This is a genomic window from Patulibacter brassicae (assembly GCF_033949425.1).
Classification (GTDB): Bacteria; Actinomycetota; Thermoleophilia; order Solirubrobacterales; family Solirubrobacteraceae; genus Patulibacter; species Patulibacter brassicae.
Genome location: NZ_JAXAVX010000015.1, coordinates 43,957 through 66,962, shown reverse-complemented (window position 1 = coordinate 66,962; position 23,006 = coordinate 43,957). Strand labels below are relative to the sequence as shown.

The following is a 23,006-nucleotide window of genomic DNA, read 5'->3' as shown; positions in this document are numbered from 1 at the left end:
CTGCGGGCGGCGCACGTCAGCCGCCGCGCACCCGCAGCCACTCCTCCAGCAGGACCGCCGCCGCGCGCGAGTCCTCGTCCGCGCTGCCGCCGGCCTGCTGCGCCATGCGCGCTGCTCGCGGCGGGACGGCTCCGCGAAGCAAGAGCGCGCGCCGCAACGGGCCGCCGCGCAGCAGGAGCGCGCGGCCGCCGCGCAGCGCCCGCCGGCCACGCGCAGCGAGCGCCAGGAGATCCGCCTGGCGAAGCGCCGGGCGAAGATCCAGCGCCGCACGGGGACCGCGCCCGGCCCCGGCGGCGGCCCCGCGACCGTCCTCGGGCCGCGCACGGCGCCGGCGCGGCGCGGCGTCTCGCGTCTCGCCGCGTTCCTCGTCCTCGTGCCGATCCTCGTCGCGATCGTCGTCGGCGTGGTGCTCTTCCAGCCGCTGAAGGGCGGGGGGGAGGGGCGCGTCGTCGTGACCATCCCGCCCGGCTCGTCGGTCGACGACATCGGGCGCCTGCTGCACGAGAACGGCGTCGTGAGCAACGCGACGTTCTTCGCGGTGCGCGCGCGCCTCAGCGGGGCGGCGGGCGACCTGCGCGCCGGACGGCTCGAGCTGCGGCGCGACATGTCCTACGGCGCCGCGATCGACGCGCTGCAGCAGGACCCGCTCCCGCCGGCGACCGTGAACGTCACCGTGCCCGAGGGCCTCTCGCGGCGCGAGGCGGCGCGCGTGGCCCGCGAGGCGGGCGTGCGGGGCAGCTACCTGTCCGCGTCGGCGAGCAGCCCGGGCTTCGATCCCCACGACTACGGTCAGCCCCGGTCCCGCAGCGGGCTGGAGGGCTTCCTCTTCCCGGCGACGTTCGAGCTGACCCGCGGCAACGCGACCGCCCGGCGGCTCGTCGACGAGCAGATCGGCGCGTTCCGGCGCAACATCCGCGGCATCTCGTGGAAGCGGGCGCGCCGCGCGAACCTCAATCGCTACGACGTCCTCATCATCGCCTCGCTCATCGAGCGCGAGGTCCGCGTGCCGTCGGAGCGGCGGCTCGTCGCGGCGGTCATCTACAACCGCCTGAAGGAGGGCACGCCCCTCTACATCGACGCGACGATCCGGTACGCCGAGCGCAACTGGACCCGCCCGCTGCGCCAGAGCGAGCTGCGCCGGCCCGGGCCGTACAACACGCGGCTGCGCAAGGGCCTGCCGCCGACGCCGATCGGCAGCCCGGGACGGGCGGCGATCGTGGCCGCCGCCAACCCCGCGCGGACCGACGCGACGTACTACGTCGTGCGCCCGTGCGGCAAGGGCCGTCACAACTTCTCCTCCTCCGCCGAGCAGTTCAACCGCGACGCCGCCTTCTACGAGTCCGAGCGCAAGCGCCTCGGCCGCGACCCGTCCGACGCGACGAACTGCCGCAAGCGGTGAGCGCGGAGGGGCCGCAGCCGGTCGGCGTCGCCGACCCGGCCACCGCGTGGCGGCTCGGGGTGCTCGGCTGGCCGGTCGCGCACAGCCGCTCGCCGGCGATGCAGGGGGCCGCGCTCGCCGAGCTCGGGCTCGGCCACTGGTCCTACGGGCTGCTGCCGGTGCCGCCCGACGCGATCGAGGAGACGATCCGGGCGCTCGCCGGGACGGGCTTCGCCGGCGCGAACGTCACGATCCCGCACAAGCACGCCGCGCTGGCCGGCGCGGACGTCGCCACGCCCGCGGCACGCGAGATCGGCGCGGCGAACACGCTGAGCGTCCGGACCGACGGCACGCTCGAGGCCGACAACACCGACGCGCCCGGGCTGCTCGACGCGATCGGCGAGCCGCTCGCCGGGCGGACGGCGACGGTGCTGGGCGCCGGCGGCAGCGCCCGAGCCTGTGCGTGGGCGCTGCGCGAGGCGGGCTGCGCGAGCGTGCGCGTCTGGAACCGGACCCCCGAGCGGGCCCGCGCCCTGGCCGAGGACCTCGCGATCGACGCGGTCGAGGTGGTCTCCCCGGGGGACGTCCTCGTCCAGTCGACGGCCGTGGGCCTCCACGATCCGGGCGAGACGTTCCGCGCGCTGCCGCTCGTGGCGAGCGACCTCGCCGACCACGGGATGGTCGTCGACATGGTCTATCGGCCGGAGGGCACCGCGTTGCTGGAGGCCGCCGCCCGCGCCGGAGCGCGGACGGTCGACGGCCTCGCGATCCTCGTCGCCCAGGGGGCCCGGAGCCTCGAGCGCTGGACGGGTCGTCCGGCGCCGCGGGCGACGATGGATCGCGCGGCGCGGGCGGCCTGAGCCCCCGTGGGCACGCGCGTCGAGGGCGCGCCGCGGACGCCGTACGTCGAGCGGCATGGTCGGTCGTGCGCTTGTCGAGTTCAGGTTTCCGCTGCTGATCGCCGATACTCCGTTGACCGTGCTGGACCATCCTGCCGTCGACGCGCGCAGTGACCCGGGGGTCGAGGACCATCCTCGGGGCGCCCTGCCGCTCGACCGTGCGCTGACGAGCCCGCGCCCCGAGCTGGCCGGTCGGTCGCTGCCGGAGGTCCTCGTCGCGCGCGGCGCGGACGAGATCCGGATCGCCGACGCGCTGGCCACCGCACGCGAGCGCGGCCTGCCGCTGGACCGGGCGATCGTCGAGCTCGGGGTCGTGACCTCGGACCAGCTCGCCCGCGCGCTGGCCGACCGCCACGGCCTGCTGCACCTCGACCTCGCGAACGTCCAGCCGGACCCGGCGGTGCTCTCCACGCTCGGCGCCGACGAGGCGCGCACGTACCAGGCGGTCCCCGTCGCCCGGATCGACGGTGCGGTGCTCGTCGCCGTCGCCGACCCGAGCAACGCCCTCATCGCGGAGGACCTCGCGATGCTCACCCGGTCCAAGGTGAAGCTCGCCGTCGCCGCGCGCGAGGACGTCCAGACGCGGCTGGCGTCGATGACGCGGCTCGACGAGGCGGTGAAGCAGGCGACGCCCGACGAGGCCGAGGTCGACGAGGCCGTCGACCTCGTCGACCTCCGCTCGGGCTCCGAGGACGGGCCGGTCATCGCGCTCGTCAACACGGTGCTCGCGCAGGCGATCGAGCGCCGCGCCTCCGACGTCCACTTCTCGCCGATGACCCACGGCATGCGCGTCCGGTTCCGGATCGACGGCGTGCTGCAGGAGACGGCGACCGTGCCGAAGGCGCTGGTCCCCGGGCTCGTCTCCCGGATCAAGGTCATGGCGGAGCTCGACATCGCCGAGCGGCGCATGCCCCAGGACGGGCGCGTGACCCTGACGATCGACGGCCGGCGCGTCGACCTGCGCGCCGTGACGCTGCCGTCGGTCCACGGCGAGTCGGTCGTCCTGCGGATCCTCGACCGCGACGACGGCGTCATCACGCTCGATCGGCTCGGGATGCAGGAGGAGGACCGCGAGCGGTTCGAGCGGGCCTTCCGCAAGCCCTACGGCGCGATCCTCGCGACCGGCCCGACCGGGTCGGGCAAGTCGACCTCGCTCTACGCCGCGCTGCAGCGCCTGAACACGAGCGACCGCCACATCGTCACGATCGAGGATCCCGTCGAGCGCCAGCTCGACGGCGTGACCCAGGTGCAGGTGAGCCAGCGGCGCGGGATGACCTTCGCCAACGGCCTGCGCTCGATGATGCGCGCCGACCCCGACGTGATCATGGTCGGGGAGATCCGCGACGCGGAGACGGCGAAGATCGCCGTGGAGTCGGCCCTCACCGGCCACCTCGTGCTCTCCACGCTGCACACGAACGACGCGCCGACCGCCGTGACCCGGCTGCTGGAGATGGGCGTCGAGCCGTTCCTCGTCGCCTCCGCGATCGACTGCGTCGTCGCCCAGCGCCTCGCCCGGACCCTCTGCTCGGCGTGCCGCCAGCCGGTGACCGTCTCCGGCGACCTCATCCGCCAGCACGGCGTGGCCTTCGCCGACGACGAGGTCGAGCTCTTCGAGGCCGTCGGCTGCGCGCGCTGCGGCGACACGGGCTACCGCGGCCGGCTCGGGCTCTACGAGGTCATGATCATCGACGAGGCGATCCGCGGGCTCATCGTCGAGCGCGCGCCGATCGAGGCGATCAGCCGCGCGGCGGTGGCCGGCGGCATGCGGCGCCTGCGCGAGGACGGGATCGCGAAGGTCCTCGCCGGCCGGACGACGCTCGCCGAGGTCGCGCGCGTCACCGGCGACGCGCGCTGACCGGCCACCCCGGGCCCGGACGTTCGTCCACGCGGCTGCGCCCACCGTCCGGCGACGCCGACCTCCGTCCGATCGGTCGAGGGAGATGGCCGTCCACTTCCCCGACCTGGTCCAGGCGATGATCGAGCAGGAGGCGTCCGACCTCCACCTCACCGCCGGGAGCCCTCCGATGATCCGCGTCCGGGGCCGGCTCGCGCCCGTCGGCGAGGACGTGATGGACGTCGCGACCTGCCGCGAGCTCGTCTACGGGCTGCTCTCCACGACCCAGCGCCAGCGGCTGGAGACCGAGCGCCAGGTCGACTTCGCCTATCCGGTGCCGGGCGTCGCCCGCTTCCGCGTCAACGCGTTCCAGCAGCGCGGCGCCACCGGCGCGGCGCTGCGCCTCATCCCGGACCGGATCCGGACGCTCGCCGAGCTCGGCCTGCCCGAGGTCCTCACCGACCTCACGGAGAAGCCGCGCGGGCTCGTGCTCGTCACCGGTCCGACCGGCTCGGGCAAGACGACGACGCTCGCGGCGATGATCGACCGGATCAACGAGAACCGGCACGACCACATCCTCACGATCGAGGACCCGATCGAGGTCCTGCACCCGCACAAGGGGTGCATCGTCAACCAGCGCGAGCTCGGCACGGACGCGCCGAGCTTCTCGCTGGCCCTGAAGGCCGCGCTGCGCCAGGACCCCGACGTGATCCTCGTCGGCGAGATGCGCGACCTCGAGACGATGGGCACGGCGCTGACCGCGGCGGAGACCGGCCACCTCGTCTACGCGACGCTGCACACCCAGGACGCGCCGCAGACCGTCGACCGGATCATCGACTCGTTCCCGGCCGCCCAGCAGAACCAGGTCCGGATGCAGCTGGCCGCCGCCCTGCAGGGCGTCGTCTGCCAGCAGATCCTGCCGACCGCCGACGGCCTCGGCCGCTGCGCGGCGCTCGAGGTGATGATCCCGACCGCCGCGATCCGCAACCTCATCCGGGAGGGCAAGACGCACCAGCTGCGCTCGGCGATCCAGACCGGCGCGCGCTACGGCATGCAGACGCTCGAGGCGTCGCTCGTCGAGCTCGTCAACGCCGGGAAGCTCTCCCGCGCCGTCGCCGAGACGCGCGCCAACGACGTCTCCGACTTCCGCCGGCTGCTCGAGAAGGCCGTCGACCCGCGCGAGACGCAGCGGGCCGGCATCGACGCCGTCGGCGGCGCGCCGCCCGTCGGCGACGACGCCCCGCAGCTGACCGCGATCTAGCGCGCCCGCCACCCCTCCAGAACGAGCCCGCCACCGTGAGCACCTTCGCCTACGTCGCCCTCGATCCCCGCGGCGCCCGCGCCAAGGGCGAGCTGGACGCCGAGAACGCCGACGCCGTCACCGAGGCGCTGCGCCAGCGCGGCCTCGTGCCGCTGTCCGTCGACCTGAAGCGCGCCGCGTGGAACGTCGAGATCAAGGTCCTCGAGCGCATCACGCCGCACGACATGGTCGTGTTCAGCCGGCAGTTCGCGACGATGATCTCGTCCGGCATGACGGTCCTGCGGGCGCTCGCGGTCCTCGAGCAGCAGACGGAGAAGGACAAGCTGCGCGAGGTCCTCACGACCGTGCGCTCCGACGTCGAGAACGGCGCGTCGCTCTCCGAGGCGCTCGACAAGCACCCGCGGGTCTTCAACCGCCTGTACGTCGCGATGGTCCACGCCGGCGAGATCGGCGGCGTGCTCGAGGACGCCCTGAACCGCGCCGCCGACCAGCTCGAGAAGGACGCCGAGCTGCGCCGCGCGGTGAAGAGCGCGATGGTCTACCCGGGCGTCGTCATCAGCTTCGCGATGCTCGTGCTCATGGCGCTCGTCGCCTTCCTCGTCCCGGTCTTCGTCGGCGTGCTGGAGGACTTCAACGCCGAGCTGCCGTTCATCACGAAGATCACCGTCGGCATGAGCGACGTCGTCACCGGCTACTGGTGGGCGATCTTCCTCGGCATCGGCGCGACGTTCCTCGCCCTGCGCCAGTACGTGCGGACCGAGAACGGCCGCCGGACGAAGGACCGCCTGCTGCTGAAGCTCCCGGTGAAGATCGGCGAGATCGTGCGCAAGGTCGCGATCGCCCGCTGGTCGCGCACCCTCGGCACCCTCGTGGCCGCCGGCGTCCCGCTGCTGCAGGCGATCGACATCACCGGCCGGACGTCCGGCAACGCGCTGATCGAGGACGCGATGGGCAGCGTGAACGAGAGCGTCCGCCGCGGCGGCACGATCCAGTCGCCGCTGCGCGAGGAGGAGATCTTCCCGCCGATGGTCTCCCACATGGTCGGCGTGGGCGAGGAGACCGGCGCCCTCGACGAGATGCTGAGCAAGATCGCCGACTTCTACGAGTCCGAGGTCGCCGCCGCCGTCAAGGCGCTGACCTCGATCCTCGAGCCGGTCCTCATCGTCGTCGTCGGCGGCATGGTCGGCTTCATCGTCATCTCGATGTACCTGCCGCTCTTCTCCGTCTACGACGCGATCAAGTAGCCGGTCGCGCCGGGCGGTCGCGCCGCCCGGCGTCGCCGCGTCAGCGACGGTCGGGCTTCGGCTCCTCGCTGAGCTCCTCGGGGAGCGGCGCGGGATCCGGGCGGGTGTCCAGCAGCGAGTGCAGGAGCAGGACGAACTTCGGGGCGGTCGTCTCGTCGGGGTGGCGGGCGGCGAGCTTCATCGCCTGGACGAGCTTCGTGATCGCCTTGCCGCGCTGGCGGTCCAGCGAGCGGCCGGAGAAGTGCTGGACGATGAGCTCGAGCGCGTCGCGCTCGTCCTTGGCGCTCAGGCGGCCCTGCTGCTGCAGGTCGCGCGCGCTGCGGATGATCTCCAGGGCCTCCGGGCCACCGTCGAGGTCGCTGAAGTCCTTGGGCGGCGTCGGGGAGGTCAAGGACCGGAAGCTACCGCGCTTCGCGCCGCGTCGTGCTGTCGTGGCGTGATCGGCGCGACGGGCACCGGTCGAGCGTCCACTCGGCGGGGCGCGGCCGGCCGCGTCCGGACGGCCCCGGCCCCGGCCAGCGATCAGGCCACGAGGCCGACGACGAGCAGCGCGATCCCCGCCAGGGGCGGCACGAGCTGCTTCAGCGCCGCGCTCGCCTTGTCGGGCGAGGACACCAGGAGGACGAGGCCGGCGGCGACCATCGAGGCCGCGCCCGCGAGCACGAGCGTCGCGCCGATCGCCTCGTCGCCGACGGCCAGCACGACGACGCCGACGGCGATCTCGACGGCGAGGAAGAGGTTGTAGAAGCCCTGGTTGTAGGCGAGCTCCCGCGTGGCCTCGGCCTGCTCGGGGGTCGTGCCGAAGACCGCGCGGGTCGTCGGGCTCGTCCAGCGCAGCGACTCGAGGACGAAGATGTAGACGTGGATCAGCGCGGCGATCGCGCAGATCGCGGCTCCGGCGACGACCATGGTGCGCTCCTTCCCGGGCCGAGGCCCGCCCGACGGTCGCCGCAGGATAGTCGCCGACCCGGACCGCGGCACCCGCGTGTCGGCTTCGCGGGTCGCGGGTAGCCGACCGCCATGGTGCAGACGGAGGACCGACAGCAGGACGCCTCGCTCGCCGAGCTGCTGCAGCGCGCGACGGAGCAGACGCAGACCCTCGTGCGGCAGGAGCTCCGGCTCGCGCAGCTCGAGCTCCGCGAGAAGGGGCGCCGCGCCGGGGCCGGTGCCGGCCTCTTCGGCGCCGCCGGCCTCACCGCCCTCTTCGGCGTCGGGGCGCTCGTCGCGGCGGCCATCATCGGCCTTGCCACCGCGCTGGACGCGTGGCTCGCGGCGCTGATCGTCGGCGCGGCGCTGCTCGCGCTGTCCGGCGTCATGGCGCTCACGGGCAAGGGGCAGGTGCAGCGGGCCACGCCGCCGGTGCCGGAGCAGGCGACCGAGAGCGTGCGCGCCGACGTCGACGAGGTGAAGGAGCGGGTGCACGACCGATGAGCCAGGACCACGAGCAGGACGCCGAGGAGCTGCGCGAGGAGATCGAGCAGACGCGCGAGGAGCTCGGCGAGACCGTCGAGGCGCTCGCCCAGAAGGTCGACGTCAAGGCCCGGGCGGAGGAGACGGCCGCCGAGGTCAAGGACCAGGCGCAGGAGAAGGTCGCCGAGGCGCGCGAGAAGGCGACGGAGCTCGCCGGCGCGGCGCAGGAGAAGGCCGCCGAGGTGCGCGCGAGCGCCCAGGAGAAGGCGACGGAGTGGCGTGCCGCCACCGACGGGTGGGCCGCGGACGCCGGCGCCGACGCCGGCCGCGCCGCCGACCGGGCGCGCGAGGACCCGCGCCGCGCGATCGCGGCCGCCGCCGCGGTGGTGCTCCTCGCGGTCCTCGTGGTGCGCGCCCGACGGCGCTGAGCCGCGATGGCGGGCGCGCCGCGCATCAGGATCGGCTGCTCCGGCTGGAACTACCGCTCCTGGCGCGGCGCGCTGTACCCGCCCGGGCTGCCGACGTCGCGCTGGCTCGCCCGCTACGCCGAGCGGTTCGACACCGTCGAGGTCAACGCGACCTTCTACCGCCTCCTGCGGCCGGAGACCGCCGCCCGGTGGCTCGAGCAGGTGCCCGACGACTTCCTGTTCGCGGTCAAGGGCAGCCGGTACCTCACGCACATGCGGCGGCTGCGCGACATGGAGCAGGGCCTCGAGCGGTTCTACGCGGGCCTCGGGCCGCTGGCCGGCTCGTCCCGGCTCGGGCCCGTGCTCTGGCAGCTCCCCGAGCGGTTCCCGCGGGACGACGAGCGACTCGCGGCCGCGCTCGAGCGCCTGCCGCCGGGACGCCACGCGTGGGAGTTCCGCCACCCGAGCTGGTTCGTCGAGCCGGTCTACGAGCTGCTGCGCGCGCACGGGATGGCCCTCGTCCACGGGGATCACCCCGACCGCCCGTTCGACGAGGTCCGGGTCACGGCCGACTTCGCCTTCCTGCGCTTCCATCACGGCCGGCGCGGGCGTCGCGGCAACTACGCCCCGACCGAGCTGGACGAGTGGGCCGCGCGGATCGACCGCCTGGGGCGGGACGTCGAGGTGCTCGCGTACTTCAACAACGACTGGGAGGCGTTCGCCGTGCGCAACGCCCTCGGGCTGGCCGACCGGCTGCACGTCGGTCCCGACCGACACTAAGCGGACCGCGGTCCGCTATACTCGCTGCGCGGGCAACATCAGCCATCGTCCCGCGGGAGCCAGCACCATGGAACTCGGACTCGTCACCTTCGCCGACCTCTACGAGGACCCGGACACGCGCCAGCCGGTCGCGCCCGAGCGCCGGATGCGCGAGCTGCTGGAGGAGGTCCGCCTCGCCGACGAGGTCGGCCTCGACGTCTTCGGCATCGGCGAGCACCATCGCGCCGACTACCTCGTGAGCTCGCCGACGACCGCGCTCGCCGCCGCGGCGGCGCAGACCCGGCGGATCCGGCTCTCCAGCGCCGTGACCGTGCTCTCCTCCGAGGACCCGGTCCGGGTCTTCCAGCAGTTCTCGACCGTGGACCTCATCTCGGGCGGACGCGCCGAGATCATGGCCGGCCGCGGGTCCTTCACGGAGTCCTTCCCGCTCTTCGGCCAGGACCTGCAGGACTACGACGAGCTGTTCGCCGAGAAGCTCGACCTGCTGCTGCGGCTGCGCGAGGGCGGCCCCGTCACGTGGCAGGGACGTCACCGCTCGCCGCTCGAGGCCGCGACGATCTACCCGCGCCCGGTGCAGGACCCGCTGCCCGTCTGGATCGCCGTCGGCGGCACGCCGCAGTCGGTGGCCCGCGCCGGCCTGCTCGGCCTGCCGCTGGCGATCGCGATCATCGGCGGGGCGTGGACGAGCTTCGAGCCGCTCGTCGGCCTGCACCGCCGGGCCGTCGACGAGGGGCGGCGCCAGCGCGCCGAGGCGGGGGAGGCGGTCGCCGACGCCGACGTCGTGCCGGTGGCGATCAACACCCACGGCCTGGTCGCCCGGACCGAGCGCGAGGCCGTCGACGCGTTCTTCCCCTCCTGGGCGGCGATGATGACCCGGATCGGGCGGGAGCGGGGGTGGCCGCCCACCACGCGCCGGCAGTTCGACCAGATGCGCACGCCCGACGGCGCGCTCATGATCGGGTCGCCGGAGCAGGTCGCGGAGAAGATCCTCGCCCAGCACGAGCGGCTGGGGCATCAGCGCTACCTGCTGCACTCGAGCCTCGGCGCGGTCCGCCACGCCGACGTCCTGCGGTCGATCGAGCTCCTCGGCACCGAAGTCGCGCCGATCGTGCGCGCGGAGCTCGCGCGGCGCGCGCCGGCGGTCGAGGATCGGACGGACGCGGCCCCGGTGGCCGACCCCGCCGGCGCCTGACCTCCCGGTCCCGGGTGACTCGAGTCGCCTGGAACCGGGATCCCGGTCCTGGATGACTCGAGTCACCTGGAACCGGGATCCCGGTCCTGGATGACTCGCGTCGGCGAGGACGGGACGGTCCCGTGCCGGGGCACCGACGGTCGGGACGAGGCGCCGACCCCGGCTGCGCGATGATCGGGACCGATGGCCGCGTCCCCGTCCTCGCCCGCCCTGCTCGACGCCGACCGCGCCGCGGCGCGGGGCGACGGGCCGCTCGACCCGGCGGCGATCGACCGGCTGGATCGCGCGCACCTCTGGCACCCCTACGCCCCGCCCGAGCGCGACGCCGCGCTGCCGGTCGTCGCGGCCGCGCAGGGCGTGCGGCTGACGCTCGCCGACGGCCGCACGGTGATCGACGGGATGTCGTCGTGGTGGGCGGCGATCCACGGCTACCGCGTGCCGCAGCTCGACGCGGCGGCGCGTGGCCAGCTGGACCGGATGGCGCACGTCATGTTCGGCGGGCTCACCCACGAGCCGGCCGTGCGCCTCGCCGCGCGACTCGTCGACCTCGCGCCCGATCCGCTGCGCCGCGTCTTCCTCGCCGACTCGGGGTCGGTGGCGATGGAGGTCGCGATCAAGGTCGCCCTCCAGCGCCAGCTCTCGCGCGGCCGGCCGGGCCGGCACCGGCTGCTCACCTGGCGCGGCGGCTACCACGGCGACACGTTCGGGGCGATGGCCGTCTGCGACCCCGTCGGCGGCATGCACCACCTGTTCGCGCCGGTGCTGCCCGAGCACGTCTTCGTCGACGCCCCGCCGCCCGGCGTCGACGCGCCCCTCGACGAGGGCTACGTCTCGACGCTGCGGGCCGCCGTCGCCCGCCACGCGGACGAGCTCGCGGCGATCGTGGTCGAGCCGGTCGTGCAGGGGGCCGGCGGCATGCGGTTCCACGCGCCGGGCTACCTGCGGGTGCTGCGCGAGCTCTGCGACGAGCACGACCTGCTGCTGGTCCTCGACGAGATCGCCACGGGGTTCGGTCGCACCGGCGCCCTCTTCGCCTGCGAGCACGCCGGCGTCGTCCCCGACGTCCTGGCGGTCGGCAAGGCGCTGACCGGCGGCTACTGCACCATGGCGGCCGTCCTCTGCACCGACCGGGTCGCCGAGGAGATCGGCCGCGGCGAGGCCGGCGTGCTCATGCACGGGCCGACGTTCATGGCCAACCCGCTCGCCGCGTCGATCGCCTGCGCCTCGATCGACCTGCTGCTCGAGCGCGACTGGGCGGCGGACGTGGCGCGGATCGCGGCCGGGCTGCGGGCCGCGCTCGAGCCGGCGCGCGCGCTCCCCGGCGTCGCCGACCTCCGCGTGCTCGGGGCGATCGGGGTCGTCCAGCTCGACCACCCCGTCGACGTCGCGGCGGCGACCGCGGCGGCGCTGGAGCGCGGCGTGTGGATCCGGCCCTTCCGGGACCTCGTCTACGTCATGCCGCCCTACGCGACCGACGACGAGGACCTGGCGACGATCTGCGCCGCCGTCTGCGCCGCCGCGGCGGTCGCCTGAGCCGCCGGCCCGCCATCGTCGCGACCCGGTGGGCGACGCTCGCGGGCGTCGTCGGGTGCGCGGCGCGGCCGCACGGCGCCCGCGATCCCGCGCCGGCCGGCGCTCGGTGGTGCGACGCTCAGGCGAGGCCGAGGCGCCGGTCCGCGGCGCGCGCCCGGGCCGCCCGCCGCTGGGGCTCGGGGACGAGCGGCCACGACCGGCGGACCGACGCGCGCAGCGCGTGGAGGGCCACGAGGTCGCCGGGCGAGCGCCGTACGCCCAGCAGGCGCCGCGCCTCGCGCGGCAGCGTCACGCGGCCGAGCCACGGCACGGCGTGCACGACGGCGGGACGCGTGAGCCACCAGAGCGGATCGGGCAGCAGCCCCTCCGGAGAGGGCTGGTGCGGGATCGGCCGCAGCCCGTAGCGCGCGACCGGGGTCGCCTGCAGAACGCGCTCGAACATCGCCGCCCAGTACACGCGGAACGCCTCGTACGTCCGGGGCACGGGACGCAGGCTCAGCCCGTAGCGGGCATACCAGGTGATCGACTCGCGATAGAGCTGCTCCTCCTGCTCGACGCTCAGCGGCGTGCCGAACAGGCGCTGCGTGGCGATCTGGCTCTCGAAGAACGTCGCGTGCGCCCAGTAGAACGCCTCCGGGTCCAGCGCGTGGTAGCTCCGGCCCGCCGGATCCCGACCGCGCACGCCGCGATGGACGTCGCGCACCGTGCCCCCGGTGTCGGCGCCCTCGGCGTCGTAGACCACGCCGAGGATCGGGCCGGCCGAGCGCATGAGGCGGCCGAGCGGGTCGCGCCAGACGTTCGACTGGTCCACCAGCGCCTGCGAGATCACCGGATGGAGGTTCTGGAGGATCCCGGCGCGCTGCGCGAGGAGGATCGAGCGGACGTCGCCGAGCAGGTCCCAGGTCAGCGAGCCGGGCCCGAGCGGCAAGCCGAGCTCGTCGAGCTCGTCCGCCGTCAACCCGCGATCGCCCACGCGCGGATCCCACGGACCGGGACGCAGCCCGGCGTTCCCCGCGCGACGGTCCACGGCGACGCTCATCCGGCCACCGCCTCGCGGGCGCCCTGGGGGGTGCGGCGGTCGACGCGCGCGACGAACGCGAACTCGTCCGCCTCGACGCGCCGCACGCGGCGGGCGTACTCGCGCATGAACCCGGGCCAGTTCGTCGTGACCCGCCCGTTCTGCGACCGGTACCAGCTCCCGCAGCGGGTCCAGATCGAGCCGCCGAGTCGCGCCTGCAGCGCGGCGTCCGACGTGGCGGCGACGGCGGGGTCGACGTCCATCGCGACGGCGTCGCGCGCGTCGAGGGTCCGGACGGCGTCCGCGACGTACCCGGCCTGCGCCTCGAGCATCTCGACGACCGAGCCGACGCCGAGGTTCGTGTTCGGGCCGTAGAGGAGGAAGAGGTTCGGGTAGCCCGGCACGGTGATGCCGTGGTGCGCCCGGGGCGCGTCGCCCCACTGCTCGGTGAGCTCGCGCCCGCCGCGCCCGACGATCCGCATCGGCGCGACGAACCGCGTCTCGAAGCCGGTGCCCCAGACGACGACGTCGGCCGGGCGGTGGACGCCGTCGGCGGTGACGACGCCGTCCTCGGTCAGGTGGTCGATCTCGTCCGTGACGAGCTCGACGTGATCGCGGCCCAGCGTCGGGAGCCAGCGGCTGGAGAAGAGCATCCGCTTGCATCCGAGCGGATGGTCCGGGCGGCTCTTCGCCCGCAGCTCGCGGTCCGGGGTCTGGAGGGCCATGAAGCCGAGCGACGCCCGCTCGACCGCGAGGCGCAGCGGCGGCAGGACGGTGAAGCCGGCGATCAGCCCCTCGAGCAGCAGCCGACCGCCCTCGCGCCGCACGCGCTGCACGCCTGGGACGCGCTCGATCGCGGCGCGGGCGAGCGGCGGGTACGGCGCGTTCGCACGGGGGAGGAGGTAGGGCGCCGAGCGCTGGTAGACGTCGACGCGCGCGGCGACGTCTGCGAGCTCCGGCACGAACTGGATCGCGCTGGCGCCGGTCCCGACGACCGCGATTCGCCGGCCGGCGAGGTCGAGGTCGTGGTCCCACGCCGCGGAGTGGAACGCGGGCCCGGCGAAGCGCTCGCGGCCGGGGACCTCGGGGATCGCCGGTCGGGTGAGCTGGCCGCAGGCGGGGACGAGCACGTCGGCGACGTGCTCCTCGCCCGACGCGAGCGTCAGGGTCCACGTCGCCTCGTCCTCGTCCCAGCGGGCCTCGACGACCTCGGCGCCCAGGCGGACGTCGTCGAGGACCCCGTGGTCGCGCGCGACGTCGCGCAGATAGCGCTGGATCTCGGCCTGCGGCGAGCACGGGCGGCTCCAGTCGCGGCGCTGGGCGTAGGAGTAGGAGTAGACGTAGGACGGGACGTCGCACGCGGCGCCCGGGTAGGTGTTGTGCGCCCAGACGCCGCCGACCTCGTCGGCGCGCTCGAGGACGACCTGCTCGTCGTAGCCGGCCTCCCGCAGGGCGATCGCGGCCGCGATCCCGCTGAAGCCCGCGCCGATGATCGCGATCCGTCGCCGGGTGGTGGTGACCATGCCGCGAGAGTAAAGTGAGCGAATGCTCGCCTTCTACTCGCGTTCGGACGCATGAGCTCCGTGCGCCCGAACCGCCGTCGCGAGCCGCAGCAGGACCGCTCCCGACGGACGGTGGAGCGGATCGTGGACGCCGCAGCTCGCGTCCTGGAACGCGATGGGTACCGTGCTGCGTCGACGAACCGGATCGCGGCCGAGGCCGGCGTCAGCCCCGGCAGCCTCTACCAGTACTTCGGGGACCGCGATGCCCTGCTGGAGGCCGTCACCGCGCGGTTCGTCGCGCGGTTCGAGGAGCAGCTCGTCCCCGCCCTGCGCCGCGCGGTCCGCGAGGACCAGGTCGCGGCCACGACGAGCGTCATCGACGCCGTGCTCGCCGCGCTCGAGCAGCAGGCGCCGCTGCTGCGGGCGCTCGTCGCGCGGATCCCGCCCGAGCGCCAGGCGGAGCTCACGCGCGCGATCCGCGAGCGGGTCACGGACTACGTCTTCGGGACCCTCGCGCGTCAGCACGTCGAGCTCTCGCCGGACGCCCTGGACCGCCTGACGTGGGTCGTCGTGGAGCTCGCCCAGTCGCTGCCGCTGCGCTACGTCGTCGACGCGCCGCCGATCCCGCGGGAGGCGTTCGTCGCCGACGTCGCCCGGCTCGTCCTCGCGCACGTCGCGGGGGTCGTCGCCGACGAGGGCGCGATCGCGTCCTGAGGCGCGTCGCTCAGCGGGTCGCGGGTCGTGGCGCGAGCCACGACGCGACGGGCAGGTCGGCGGCCGCCGCGGCGAGCTCCGCCGGGGTGAGCTCCGCCCGGGGCAGGACGTGGACCGGAACCGGCGCCACGAGCTCGGCGATCGTGCGCCGGTTGTCCTCCTGCCGCGCGTCGCCGCCGTCCCACGGGGTGACGACCACGGCGCGGACGTCGAGGCCGGCGGCGCGCGCCGCCTCGACGGTCAGCCGCGCGTGGTTGATCGTGCCCAGGCCGGGGCGCACCGCCACGACGAGCGGCAGCGCGAGGTCCACCGCGAGCGCGCGCACGTCGTAGCCCGCTCGGGTGAACGGCACGAGCAGGCCGCCGATGCCCTCGACGACGAGTGCCTCGGCGCCGTCGCCGGCGGCGCGCGCCGCGGCGCGCAGGTCCGCCGGGTCCAGCCGCTCGCCCGCGAACTCGGCGGCGAGGTGCGGCGAGACCGGCGGGCCGTAGGTCGTCGGGGCGACCTCCTCGGGCCGCTGGCCGGTGCAGGCGGCCAGCAGCTCGTGGTCGCGGCCACCGGGCGGCGCCGCGTCGTCGAGCCCGGTGACGACCGGCTTGTGCGCGCGCACGGCGACGCCGTCGGCGCGCAGCCGGGCGCAGAGCGCGGCGGCGAGGACCGTCTTGCCGACCTCGGTGTCGGTCGCGGTGACGAGCAGGGCCCTCAAGCCGGCGCGGCCTGGCGGTCGATCGCGGTGGCCAGGCGCCGCACGGCGTCGCGCAGCTCGTCGGGCTCGTGCTCGCTGGACACCGTGAGGCGCAGGCGCGAGGTCCCGTCGGGCACGGTCGGCGGTCGGATCGCCTGGACGTAGATCCCGGCCTCGAGCAGCTCGCCGGTGACGGCCATCGCCCGGTCGGCCGCGCCGAGGACGATCGGGACGATCGGGACGCCGGGGTCCACGTCGCCGGGGTCGATGCCGGGTACGTCCGTCCGCACGCCCGCAGCGCGCAGCTCCTCGCGCACGAGCGCGGCGTTGGCCCGCAGCCGCGCGGTGCGCTCCGGCTCGGCCCGCAGCACCTCGAGCGCGCCGAGCGCCGCCCCGATCGCCGGCGGGCCGGGGGCGGTGGAGAAGATGAGCGAACGGGCGCGGTTCACGAGCCAGGCCACGACGTCGGGGTGCGCCGCGACGTACGCCCCGCTGGACCCGAGCGCCTTGCCGAGCGTCCCGACGATCGCGTCGACCTCGCCCTCGAGTCCGGCGGCCGCCACGCTGCCCCGCCCGCCGGGGCCGAGGACGCCGGTGGCGTGCGCCTCGTCGACGACGAGCCGGGCCCCGTGCCGGCGGCAGACCTCGACGAGCTCCGGCAGCGGGGCGACGTCGCCGTCCATCGAGAACACGCCGTCGGTGACGACGAGCGGCGCGGGCCTCGCGGTCTCGTGCCGGATCCGCAGCTCGTGGTCGAGGTGCTCCCAGTCGCCGTGGCGGTAGACCACGCGCTCGGCGCCGCTCAGGCGGACCCCGTCGATGATCGACGCGTGGTTCAGCGCGTCGCTGCAGACGATCCCGCCGCGCTGCGCCAGCGCGCCGACGACGCCGACGTTCGCGAGGAACCCGGCGCCGAAGAGCACGGCGCCGCCGGTGCCCTCGAACCGCGCGAGCTCGTCCTCGAGCTCGCGGTGCAGGCGCAGGGTGCCGGCGATCAGCCGCGACGAGCCCGCCCCGGCGCCGTGGTCGATCGCCGCGCGCGCGGCGGCCGCCCGGACCCGGGCGTCGCCGGCGAGGCCGAGGTAGTCGTTCGTGCAGAGCAGCAGGAGCTCGCGGCCGTCGACGACGGCGCGGGGGCCGACCGGTCCCTCGACGGTCCGCAGGGAGCGCCGCAGCCCCTCGCGCTCGAGCTGCGCGAGCTGGGCCCGCAGGGCGGGATCGCCGTCGGCGGGACGGCTCATCGCGACGGGGACGGGATCGGGGACGTGCGCATGGCGGTGCCCGTCGCGCGCGGGCCGCGCGACGGAGGGCGCTCAGACGGCCAGGCCGGGGGCCGACGGCGTCGGCTCGAGCTCGCGCTCGGGCCAGCGGTTCGGCGCGCCGTCGGGGCGCGTCGGGACCTGCCTGTCCTTCGCGACGTAGCGCAGCTGCGTCGAGGGGTCCCAGCGACGGATCGTGATCCCGGCCTCCTCCGCCTGCTCCGGCGTGTCGAGGTACTGCTCCACGACGTCCGGCGTCTCGCCCGCGAGGCGCCCCGACCGGTTGTCGGGCCGCGGGTTCGCCCCGTTGTCGGCGTGCCGGGCGATGTTCAGGCCGAGCTCGCCGAACATCGCGCGGTCGTCCGCGGGGTCGCTGTTGAGCGTCGTGAGGAAGTTGCCCATCATCACGCCGTTGAGCCCGGCCTTCACGGCCAGCCCCTGCCATTCGCGCAGGTTCTCGGCGCGGCCGCCGCAGAGGCGCAGCAGGGCGCTGGGGAGGATCAGGCGGAAGATGGCGACCCACTTGATCGCCTCCCACGGATCCATGTAGTCGCGGTCGCCGAACTTCGTCCCCGGACGCGGGTTCAGGAGGTTGATCGGCACCGAGGTGGGATCGATCTCGGCGAGCTCGAACGCCATCTCGACGCGCTGCTCGGGCGACTCGCCGAGGTTCAGGATGCCGCCGACGCACGTCTCCAGCCCGGCCTCGCGAACCGCGTCGATCGTGCGGATGCGCCCCTCGTAGCGGACGGTCGTCGAGACCTCGGGGTAGTACGAGCGGGCCGTCTCCACGTTGTGGTGGACGCGGTTGATGCCCGCCGCCTTCAGCTGCTTGGCGCGCTTGGGGTTGATGTGCCCGACGGACGCGCAGCGCTTGAGGTTCGTGTGCTCGGTGACGAGCCGGGCGCCCTCGAGCAGCTTCTCGAAGTCGCGGTTGGAGAGCCCCTGGCCCTGGGTGACCATGCAGAAGCGGTGCGCGCCGGCGGCCTCGGCCGCGCGCGCGTGCTCGAGCATCTGCTCGGGCTCCATCATCGCGTGCATCGGGGTCTCCGCCTCGGCGAAGCGCGACTGGGCGCAGAACCCGCAGTCCTCGGCGCAGCCGCCGGACTTCGCGTTCACGAGGGAGCACATGTCGGTCGAGTCGCCGAACTGCTCCTGGCGGGCCTCCCACGCCCGCTCGACCAGGGCGAGGATCTCCTCCTGGGTGGCGAGCTGGCCGAGGCGCAGGGCCTCTTCACGGGTGATCAACGGCGCCATCGGGTCTCCGGATCGGCAGGTCGAGCGACAGAGGGCCGCGCGGACGCGACCGATGGCGCGTGATCCTACCGTCCGTCCGCGGCGTCGCCCTCGCCCGTTCGGTGGATCCCCGTCGCACCGGGGGGAGGGAACGGCCGCTCGTCCATCGGTCTGGCGCCCGGCCACTTGCAGGCGATCTTGAGGCACGGCCGTCACGCTCCCGCGCGTGCTTCCGCGCTCCAGCCTCCTGACGGCCCTCCTCGCGCTCGGGCTGCTCGTGCTCGTCCTGGCCGTGCTCCTGCGCCTCACGCGCGGCGAGCGGTGGCGGCGCCACGTCCCGCTCGTGGCGGGCGGCGCGGCGCTGCTCTCGGGCATCGCGAACCTCGCGTCGGCGGTGAGCCCGGCCGACGACGGGCGGATGGCGCTGCTGCGCGAGGTCGTCGGCGGCGGGGTCCCCGAGCTGGCGCGGACGCTCGCGGTGCCGGCCGGGGTCGTGCTCGTCCTGACGGGCCGCTACCTGGCGCGGCGCCACCGCCGGGCGCTCGAGCTCGCGGTGGGCGCGCTGACGGTGCTGGCGGCGCTGAACGTCGCCAAGGGCCTCGACCTCGCGACGGCCGCGGCGACCGCCGGGATCGCCGCGGTCCTCTGGGGCACGCGCGACGCCTTCGACGTCGAGCCGGTCGGCCGGCGGACGTCCGCCGTGGCCTCGGTCGTCGGGGCCCTCGGGTCGCTGCTCGTCGTGACGGTCGGCGTGCTGGCGGCGGTGACGTGGCGCGAGGGCCTCGAGCCCTCGCTGGGCACGCTCGTCCACGAGGCGCTCCTCCAGCTCACGCTGACCCGCGAGACCGCCCTGCCGATGCCCGACCTGCTCGCCTGGCTGCCGGAGGCGCTCTCGCTGACCGCCGTCACCGTGCTGCTCCTGGCGCTGTGGAACGCGTTCCGGCGTGGTCCGCTCGAGGCGGCCCTCGGCGACCGTCGCCGCGCCGACGCCCTGATCGCCGCGCACGGCACCGACACGCTGAGCGGGTTCGCGCGGCGGACCGACCTCGTCCCGCGCGTCAGCGTCGACGGGCGCGCGGCGGGAACGTGCTCCGTGGCCGCCGGGGTGCTCTTCGTCGGCGGGGCGCCCTCCGGGCCCGACGACGCCGTCGACGACCTGCTCGACGAGCTGCGCGGGGTCGCCGACCAGCACGGGCTGCCGATGGCGATCCTCGGCGCATCGGAGGAGCTCGCGCGGCGGACGGTGGCGCGCGGCGTCGCCGGCCGTCCGCTGAAGGCGATGTACGTCGGCGACGAGGCGGTCGTGCGGCCGTCCGCGTTCACGCTCGAGGGACGGCCGATGAAGAAGGTCCGCCAGGCGGTCGGCCGGGTCGAGCGCGCGGGCTACCGGGCGGAGGTGGCGCGCCTCGGCGACCTCGATGCGCCGACGCGCCGGCAGGTCGCCGACGTCATCGCCGCCTGGGGCGAGAAGGCGGCGCACGGCTTCGTCATGGAGCTGCCGCTGAGCGATCCGGCGGCCTCGAGCTCGCTGGGGGTCCTCGCGCGCGACGGCGACGGGCGGGTCCGGGCCTTCGTCCACGTCGTGCCGACCCCCGCGGGCCGCTGCTGGTCGCTCTCCAGCACGCCGCACGAGCGCGGCCTGCCCAACGGGGTCGTCGACTTCCTCGTCGTGCGGATGATCGAGCGGGCCGCGGAGCTCGGGCTCGAGCGGGTCTCGCTGAACTTCGCGGCCTACCGCGGCTGGATCCACGAGCCGGCCACGCCGTTCCAGCGGGTGATGGGGCGCGTGGTGCTCGTCCTCGACCGGTTCTTCCAGATCGAGCGGCTCCACCGCTTCAACCAGAAGTTCCGGCCCGAGTGGGTGCCGCGCTACATGCTCTACGACGGGCGCCGCCGTCAGCTGCAGACGATGTGGGCGGCGATGGTCGTCGAGGGCCAGCTGCGCCCGCCCGCGGCGTGGACCGCCCTGCGCGAGCGGCTGCGCGACGCGCGAGGGCGGCGGATCCACGGTCCGGCGGTTGGTGACCGGCGCACCGTCTAGGGTCCGCCACGGAGCGTCCGGGAACGCGCCGGCGCTCTGCTCCGACCATCCCTTCCCGCCTGGGAGGCCCCATGCGTCACGACCCGATCGACGTGCCCACCGCCGGTGCCACCGCGCCGCCGAGGACGGGCCGCCGGTCCCGGCGCCCGGCGACGCGCTCGCCGCGCCCCGTCGACCTCGGCATCGCGGTCGTCGCGAGCGAGGAGGCCGGGCTCGCCCTCGCCGAGGAGGTCCTGGACCCGGACCGCGACGCGGTCCTCGTGTGCCTGTCGACGCGGCCGGGCGAGGACCGGCCGGCGTTCGACGTGCGCCGCGTCCGCGAGGCGCTCGGTCGCAACGTCGCCCTCCGCGCGATCCGGACCGGCCCGGCGAGCCGGGCGCTCTCCGCGGCGCTGCCGCCGCAGCTCGGCGTCTTCGGCGGCGCGGCCCGGATCTGGTGGCCGGGCGTCGACGAGCGCGCCGATCCGCGCGCCCATCCGCTGATCCTCGACCGGGCGGGGCGCTACGGGCCGCGGGCCCTCGAGGTCCTCGCCGGTCGGCTCGCGGACGGGCCGCCGGCGACGGTGCGTCCGCTGCGTCGCCGCGACGAGCACGTCGGCGTCGAGCGGTGGGCCGGTGGGCGGCGTGGCCGTGGCGCGGCCGCGCTGACCGAGCGTCTCGCCGCCGGTGGCGGTCGACCGCCGGCGCCGGCGACCTCGCGACAGGGCGCCACCGCGCGGCTGGTCGCCCTGCCGGGCGGCGACGAGGGTCCGCCGTCGGAGCAGGCCGAGCGACAGGTCCTCCAGGCGGCGCTCGACGAGGCGCGAGACGAGATCCGCCGGTTGCGACGCAAGCTCGCCGAGGCGCGGGTCGCCGCCGCGGAGTAGCCCCGGGCACGCCGGGTCGCCGCTGGCCGCGGCGGCCCGTGCGTCGGCCGGCCGGCGAACCGGCCGCGACCGGCTCGGGCCCACCCGTCCGAGCGCGTGCGAGCGTCGCCGCGACGGCCGGCGCGCGCTCGGGACGCGGTCAGCGATCGACGGCGACGCGTCCGTCGGCGACGCGCAGGGACGCGCGACCCTCGAGCAGGTCGAGCACGTCGCCGCCCACGAGCTGCCCGCGCCAGCCCTGGAGCGTGCGGATGCCGTCGTCCTCGCGCCCGTCGCGCCACGAGGTGATGATCCGCTGCAGGTCGCTGCGGGAGGCGAGGAGCTCGTAGGCGAGGTGCTCCTCCTCCGCGCGGGTGCGCACGAGGGTCTCCGCGAGGACGACGAGGGCCGGGTCCGCCGGATCGGTGCGGGGCGGGCGCTCGATCGTCACGGGGATCGGCTCGGCCTCGCGACCGCGAGCGATCGCCTCCAGCAGCGAGTCGCCGCGGCGGTGGAGCGTCGCCTCCGAGAGCCCGCGGATCTGCTTGAGCCGGTCGCGGGACGTGGGACGGCGCTTGGCGAGCTCGACGAGCGTCTGGTCCTGGAGGACCGTCGACGGCGGCCGGTCGACCTGGGCGGCCGTCTCCTCCCGCCACACGAGGAGCGAGAACGCGACGGCCCGCTGGCCCGGATCGAGCCGGTCCACGCGCGGGAGGCGCGGGAAGAGGTCGGTCGGCTCGCGGCTGTCGCGGACGTCCTCGAGCGGGCGGCACTCCTCGATCGCCCAGTCGAGCCGGCCGAGGTCGACGAGCCGGTTCTGCAGCGCGACGGCGAGCTGCAGCAGGTGCTGGACGTCCTCGGCGGCGTAGCGACGCTGCTCCTCGGAGAGCGGCCGCTGCTCCCAGCGGGTGAAGCTCGCCGACTTCTGGAGCTTCACGCGGAGCACCTCCCGCAGGAGGGCGTCGTAGCCCATCTGCGCGCGCAGCCCGGCGAACCCCGCGGCCACCTGCGTGTCGAAGACGTTGCGCACGTCGGTCGACCACGTGCGCTTCAGCAGCGCCACGTCCTGTCGTGCGGCGTGCAGGACGATCTCGACCTCCGGGTCCGCGAGGACCTCCGCGAGGGGGGTCGGGTCGAACTCGTCCTCGATCGGGTCCAGCAGCTCGATCCGCACGCCGCCCGACGGCGTGTCGACGGCGACCTGGGCGAGGCACAGCAGCGGCCGGTACCGGCCCTCGCCGACGAACTCGGTGTCGATCCCGAGCCGGCCGCTGGCGCGGGCGGCGTCGGCGAGCTCCTGGACGATGGTGTCGGTGGGGCGGGGCACTCCCCGCGAGCCTACTGGCGCGTGCGGCGCCGGCGCGGGACCTCGCCGCTGCGGAACTGGGGCCGCATGGCGCTGACCGCCGCCTGGCCGGGCGACATCGCCGCCTCGTCGTCGTCCTCGTCCTGCTCGGGCAGCACGCCGTCGCGCCGGGCCTGGGCCAGGACCTCCGGGGACGCCTCGTCGGGCCACACGCCGTAGCGGGCGAGGAACGCGCGCTGGTCGCTCTCCTGGTCGCGCTCCTGCTCGCCCTTCAGCCCGATCCGGTGCAGGCGGTTGGAGACCGCGACGCCCAGGCCGCCGCCCAGCATGAGGGCCGCGCCCTCGATGCCGACGATGTCGGGGCTGATGATGAGCATCGCCGCGCCGATCGCGAAGATCAGCAGCGGGAGCCAGAAGCGGACGATCCGGACCGGCGAGAACACCCCTGCATTCTCCCGCACG

The 23,006-nt window shown here is 75.3% G+C and carries 22 protein-coding genes; 13 read left to right on the top strand and 9 right to left on the bottom strand.

Features of this window, described 5'->3' with window-relative positions; genetic code table 11:
• From mltG to SK069_RS18195, 5 genes are all read left to right on the top strand, one after another.
• Positions 1-1,399, top strand: a 1,399-nt coding sequence (mltG, locus tag SK069_RS18215; RefSeq protein WP_319955687.1) for an endolytic transglycosylase MltG, incomplete at its 5' end; no start/stop codon positions are given.
• Positions 1,396-2,238, top strand: coding sequence for a shikimate dehydrogenase family protein (locus SK069_RS18210; protein ID WP_319955686.1), 843 nt, complete (start codon positions 1,396-1,398; stop codon positions 2,236-2,238). The genes mltG and SK069_RS18210, both read left to right, overlap by 4 nt.
• Positions 2,239-2,356: 118 nt before the next feature.
• Positions 2,357-4,132 carry a GspE/PulE family protein gene (locus SK069_RS18205; RefSeq protein WP_319955685.1) on the top strand — a complete coding sequence of 592 codons (1,776 nt, stop codon included), beginning with the start codon at positions 2,357-2,359 and terminating at the stop codon, positions 4,130-4,132.
• Between the two features lie 85 nt (positions 4,133-4,217).
• On the top strand, positions 4,218-5,372 hold the full coding sequence (locus SK069_RS18200) for a type IV pilus twitching motility protein PilT (RefSeq protein WP_319955684.1): 1,155 nt from the start codon (positions 4,218-4,220) through the stop codon (positions 5,370-5,372).
• Between the two features lie 35 nt (positions 5,373-5,407).
• A complete protein-coding gene (locus tag SK069_RS18195; protein ID WP_319955683.1) occupies positions 5,408-6,616 on the top strand; it encodes a type II secretion system F family protein in 1,209 nt (402 codons plus the stop codon).
• A 40-nt stretch (positions 6,617-6,656) separates the two neighbouring features.
• On the opposite strand, the gene SK069_RS18190 is transcribed toward SK069_RS18195, so the two are convergent.
• Positions 6,657-7,007, bottom strand: coding sequence for a hypothetical protein (locus SK069_RS18190; protein ID WP_319955682.1), 351 nt, complete (start codon positions 7,005-7,007; stop codon positions 6,657-6,659).
• 131 nt (positions 7,008-7,138) lie between these two features.
• Positions 7,139-7,525 (bottom strand): DUF1304 domain-containing protein, encoded by a 387-nt coding sequence (locus SK069_RS18185; RefSeq protein ID WP_319955681.1) that lies wholly within the window; start codon positions 7,523-7,525, stop codon positions 7,139-7,141.
• Between the two features lie 111 nt (positions 7,526-7,636).
• On the opposite strand from SK069_RS18185, the gene SK069_RS18180 reads away from it, so the two are divergent.
• The 5 genes from SK069_RS18180 (at position 7,637) to SK069_RS18160 (ending at position 11,938) form a co-directional block, all read left to right on the top strand.
• A complete protein-coding gene (locus tag SK069_RS18180) occupies positions 7,637-8,047 on the top strand; it encodes a phage holin family protein (RefSeq protein WP_319955680.1) in 411 nt (136 codons plus the stop codon).
• Positions 8,044-8,454: a DUF3618 domain-containing protein gene (locus tag SK069_RS18175; RefSeq protein WP_319955679.1), complete on the top strand. Its 411-nt coding sequence runs from the start codon at positions 8,044-8,046 to the stop codon at positions 8,452-8,454. Before SK069_RS18180 ends, SK069_RS18175 begins: the two co-directional genes overlap by 4 nt.
• A 6-nt stretch (positions 8,455-8,460) precedes the next feature.
• Positions 8,461-9,213, top strand: a complete 753-nt coding sequence (locus SK069_RS18170; RefSeq protein ID WP_319955678.1) for a DUF72 domain-containing protein — start codon at positions 8,461-8,463, stop codon at positions 9,211-9,213.
• 67 nt (positions 9,214-9,280) lie between these two features.
• The gene (locus SK069_RS18165; RefSeq protein ID WP_319955677.1) at positions 9,281-10,405 is read left to right on the top strand and encodes an LLM class flavin-dependent oxidoreductase; all 1,125 of its coding nucleotides are present in this window, start codon (positions 9,281-9,283) and stop codon (positions 10,403-10,405) included.
• A gap of 183 nt (positions 10,406-10,588) precedes the next feature.
• Positions 10,589-11,938, top strand: a complete 1,350-nt coding sequence (locus tag SK069_RS18160; protein WP_319955676.1) for an adenosylmethionine--8-amino-7-oxononanoate transaminase — start codon at positions 10,589-10,591, stop codon at positions 11,936-11,938.
• Positions 11,939-12,056: 118 nt separating this feature from the next.
• Here SK069_RS18160 and SK069_RS18155 read toward each other — a convergent pair whose 3' ends face one another.
• On the bottom strand, positions 12,057-12,977 hold the full coding sequence (locus SK069_RS18155) for an oxygenase MpaB family protein (protein ID WP_319955675.1): 921 nt from the start codon (positions 12,975-12,977) through the stop codon (positions 12,057-12,059).
• Positions 12,974-14,479, bottom strand: coding sequence for a flavin-containing monooxygenase (locus tag SK069_RS18150; RefSeq protein ID WP_319955674.1), 1,506 nt, complete (start codon positions 14,477-14,479; stop codon positions 12,974-12,976). The genes SK069_RS18155 and SK069_RS18150 overlap by 4 nt, the downstream gene beginning before the upstream one ends.
• Before the next feature lie 51 nt (positions 14,480-14,530).
• On the opposite strand from SK069_RS18150, the gene SK069_RS18145 reads away from it, so the two are divergent.
• Positions 14,531-15,172, top strand: a complete 642-nt coding sequence (locus SK069_RS18145; protein WP_319955673.1) for a TetR/AcrR family transcriptional regulator — start codon at positions 14,531-14,533, stop codon at positions 15,170-15,172.
• Between the two features lie 10 nt (positions 15,173-15,182).
• On the opposite strand, the gene bioD is transcribed toward SK069_RS18145, so the two are convergent.
• The 3 genes from bioD to bioB form a co-directional block, all read right to left on the bottom strand.
• On the bottom strand, positions 15,183-15,878 hold the full coding sequence (gene bioD, locus SK069_RS18140; protein ID WP_319955672.1) for a dethiobiotin synthase: 696 nt from the start codon (positions 15,876-15,878) through the stop codon (positions 15,183-15,185).
• Complete coding sequence (locus SK069_RS18135) at positions 15,875-17,098, bottom strand: aminotransferase class I/II-fold pyridoxal phosphate-dependent enzyme (RefSeq protein ID WP_319955671.1); 1,224 nt, start codon at positions 17,096-17,098, stop codon at positions 15,875-15,877. Before SK069_RS18135 ends, bioD begins: the two co-directional genes overlap by 4 nt.
• 72 nt (positions 17,099-17,170) lie before the next feature.
• Positions 17,171-18,373, bottom strand: coding sequence for a biotin synthase BioB (bioB, locus tag SK069_RS18130; protein WP_319955670.1), 1,203 nt, complete (start codon positions 18,371-18,373; stop codon positions 17,171-17,173).
• A 205-nt stretch (positions 18,374-18,578) separates the two neighbouring features.
• Here bioB and SK069_RS18125 point away from each other — a divergent pair, with 205 nt between their 5' ends.
• Positions 18,579-20,393, top strand: coding sequence for a phosphatidylglycerol lysyltransferase domain-containing protein (locus SK069_RS18125; RefSeq protein WP_319955669.1), 1,815 nt, complete (start codon positions 18,579-18,581; stop codon positions 20,391-20,393).
• 71 nt (positions 20,394-20,464) lie between these two features.
• Entirely contained in the window at positions 20,465-21,259 is a 795-nt protein-coding gene (locus tag SK069_RS18120; RefSeq protein WP_319955668.1) for a hypothetical protein, read from the top strand.
• A gap of 139 nt (positions 21,260-21,398) precedes the next feature.
• Here SK069_RS18120 and SK069_RS18115 read toward each other — a convergent pair whose 3' ends face one another.
• Positions 21,399-22,565 (bottom strand): ribonuclease D, encoded by a 1,167-nt coding sequence (locus SK069_RS18115; protein WP_319955667.1) that lies wholly within the window; start codon positions 22,563-22,565, stop codon positions 21,399-21,401.
• A gap of 11 nt (positions 22,566-22,576) precedes the next feature.
• The gene (locus SK069_RS18110; protein ID WP_319955666.1) at positions 22,577-22,987 is read right to left on the bottom strand and encodes a hypothetical protein; all 411 of its coding nucleotides are present in this window, start codon (positions 22,985-22,987) and stop codon (positions 22,577-22,579) included.
• Positions 22,988-23,006 lie beyond the last annotated feature (19 nt).

What these genes read in the sequence shown, in the direction of transcription:
- bioB (WP_319955670.1), bottom strand. Translation starts at nt 18,373, where the DNA reads ATGGCGCCGTTGATCACCCGTGAAGAGGCCCTGCGCCTCGGCCAGCTC.
- SK069_RS18180 (WP_319955680.1), top strand. Translation starts at nt 7,637, where the DNA reads ATGGTGCAGACGGAGGACCGACAGCAGGACGCCTCGCTCGCCGAGCTG.
- SK069_RS18185 (WP_319955681.1), bottom strand. Translation starts at nt 7,525, where the DNA reads ATGGTCGTCGCCGGAGCCGCGATCTGCGCGATCGCCGCGCTGATCCAC.
- SK069_RS18135 (WP_319955671.1), bottom strand. Translation starts at nt 17,098, where the DNA reads ATGAGCCGTCCCGCCGACGGCGATCCCGCCCTGCGGGCCCAGCTCGCG.
- SK069_RS18170 (WP_319955678.1), top strand. Translation starts at nt 8,461, where the DNA reads ATGGCGGGCGCGCCGCGCATCAGGATCGGCTGCTCCGGCTGGAACTAC.
- SK069_RS18175 (WP_319955679.1), top strand. Translation starts at nt 8,044, where the DNA reads ATGAGCCAGGACCACGAGCAGGACGCCGAGGAGCTGCGCGAGGAGATC.
- SK069_RS18200 (WP_319955684.1), top strand. Translation starts at nt 4,218, where the DNA reads ATGGCCGTCCACTTCCCCGACCTGGTCCAGGCGATGATCGAGCAGGAG.
- SK069_RS18165 (WP_319955677.1), top strand. Translation starts at nt 9,281, where the DNA reads ATGGAACTCGGACTCGTCACCTTCGCCGACCTCTACGAGGACCCGGAC.
- SK069_RS18155 (WP_319955675.1), bottom strand. Translation starts at nt 12,977, where the DNA reads ATGAGCGTCGCCGTGGACCGTCGCGCGGGGAACGCCGGGCTGCGTCCC.
- SK069_RS18150 (WP_319955674.1), bottom strand. Translation starts at nt 14,479, where the DNA reads ATGGTCACCACCACCCGGCGACGGATCGCGATCATCGGCGCGGGCTTC.
- SK069_RS18120 (WP_319955668.1), top strand. Translation starts at nt 20,465, where the DNA reads ATGCGTCACGACCCGATCGACGTGCCCACCGCCGGTGCCACCGCGCCG.
- SK069_RS18145 (WP_319955673.1), top strand. Translation starts at nt 14,531, where the DNA reads ATGAGCTCCGTGCGCCCGAACCGCCGTCGCGAGCCGCAGCAGGACCGC.
- SK069_RS18160 (WP_319955676.1), top strand. Translation starts at nt 10,589, where the DNA reads ATGGCCGCGTCCCCGTCCTCGCCCGCCCTGCTCGACGCCGACCGCGCC.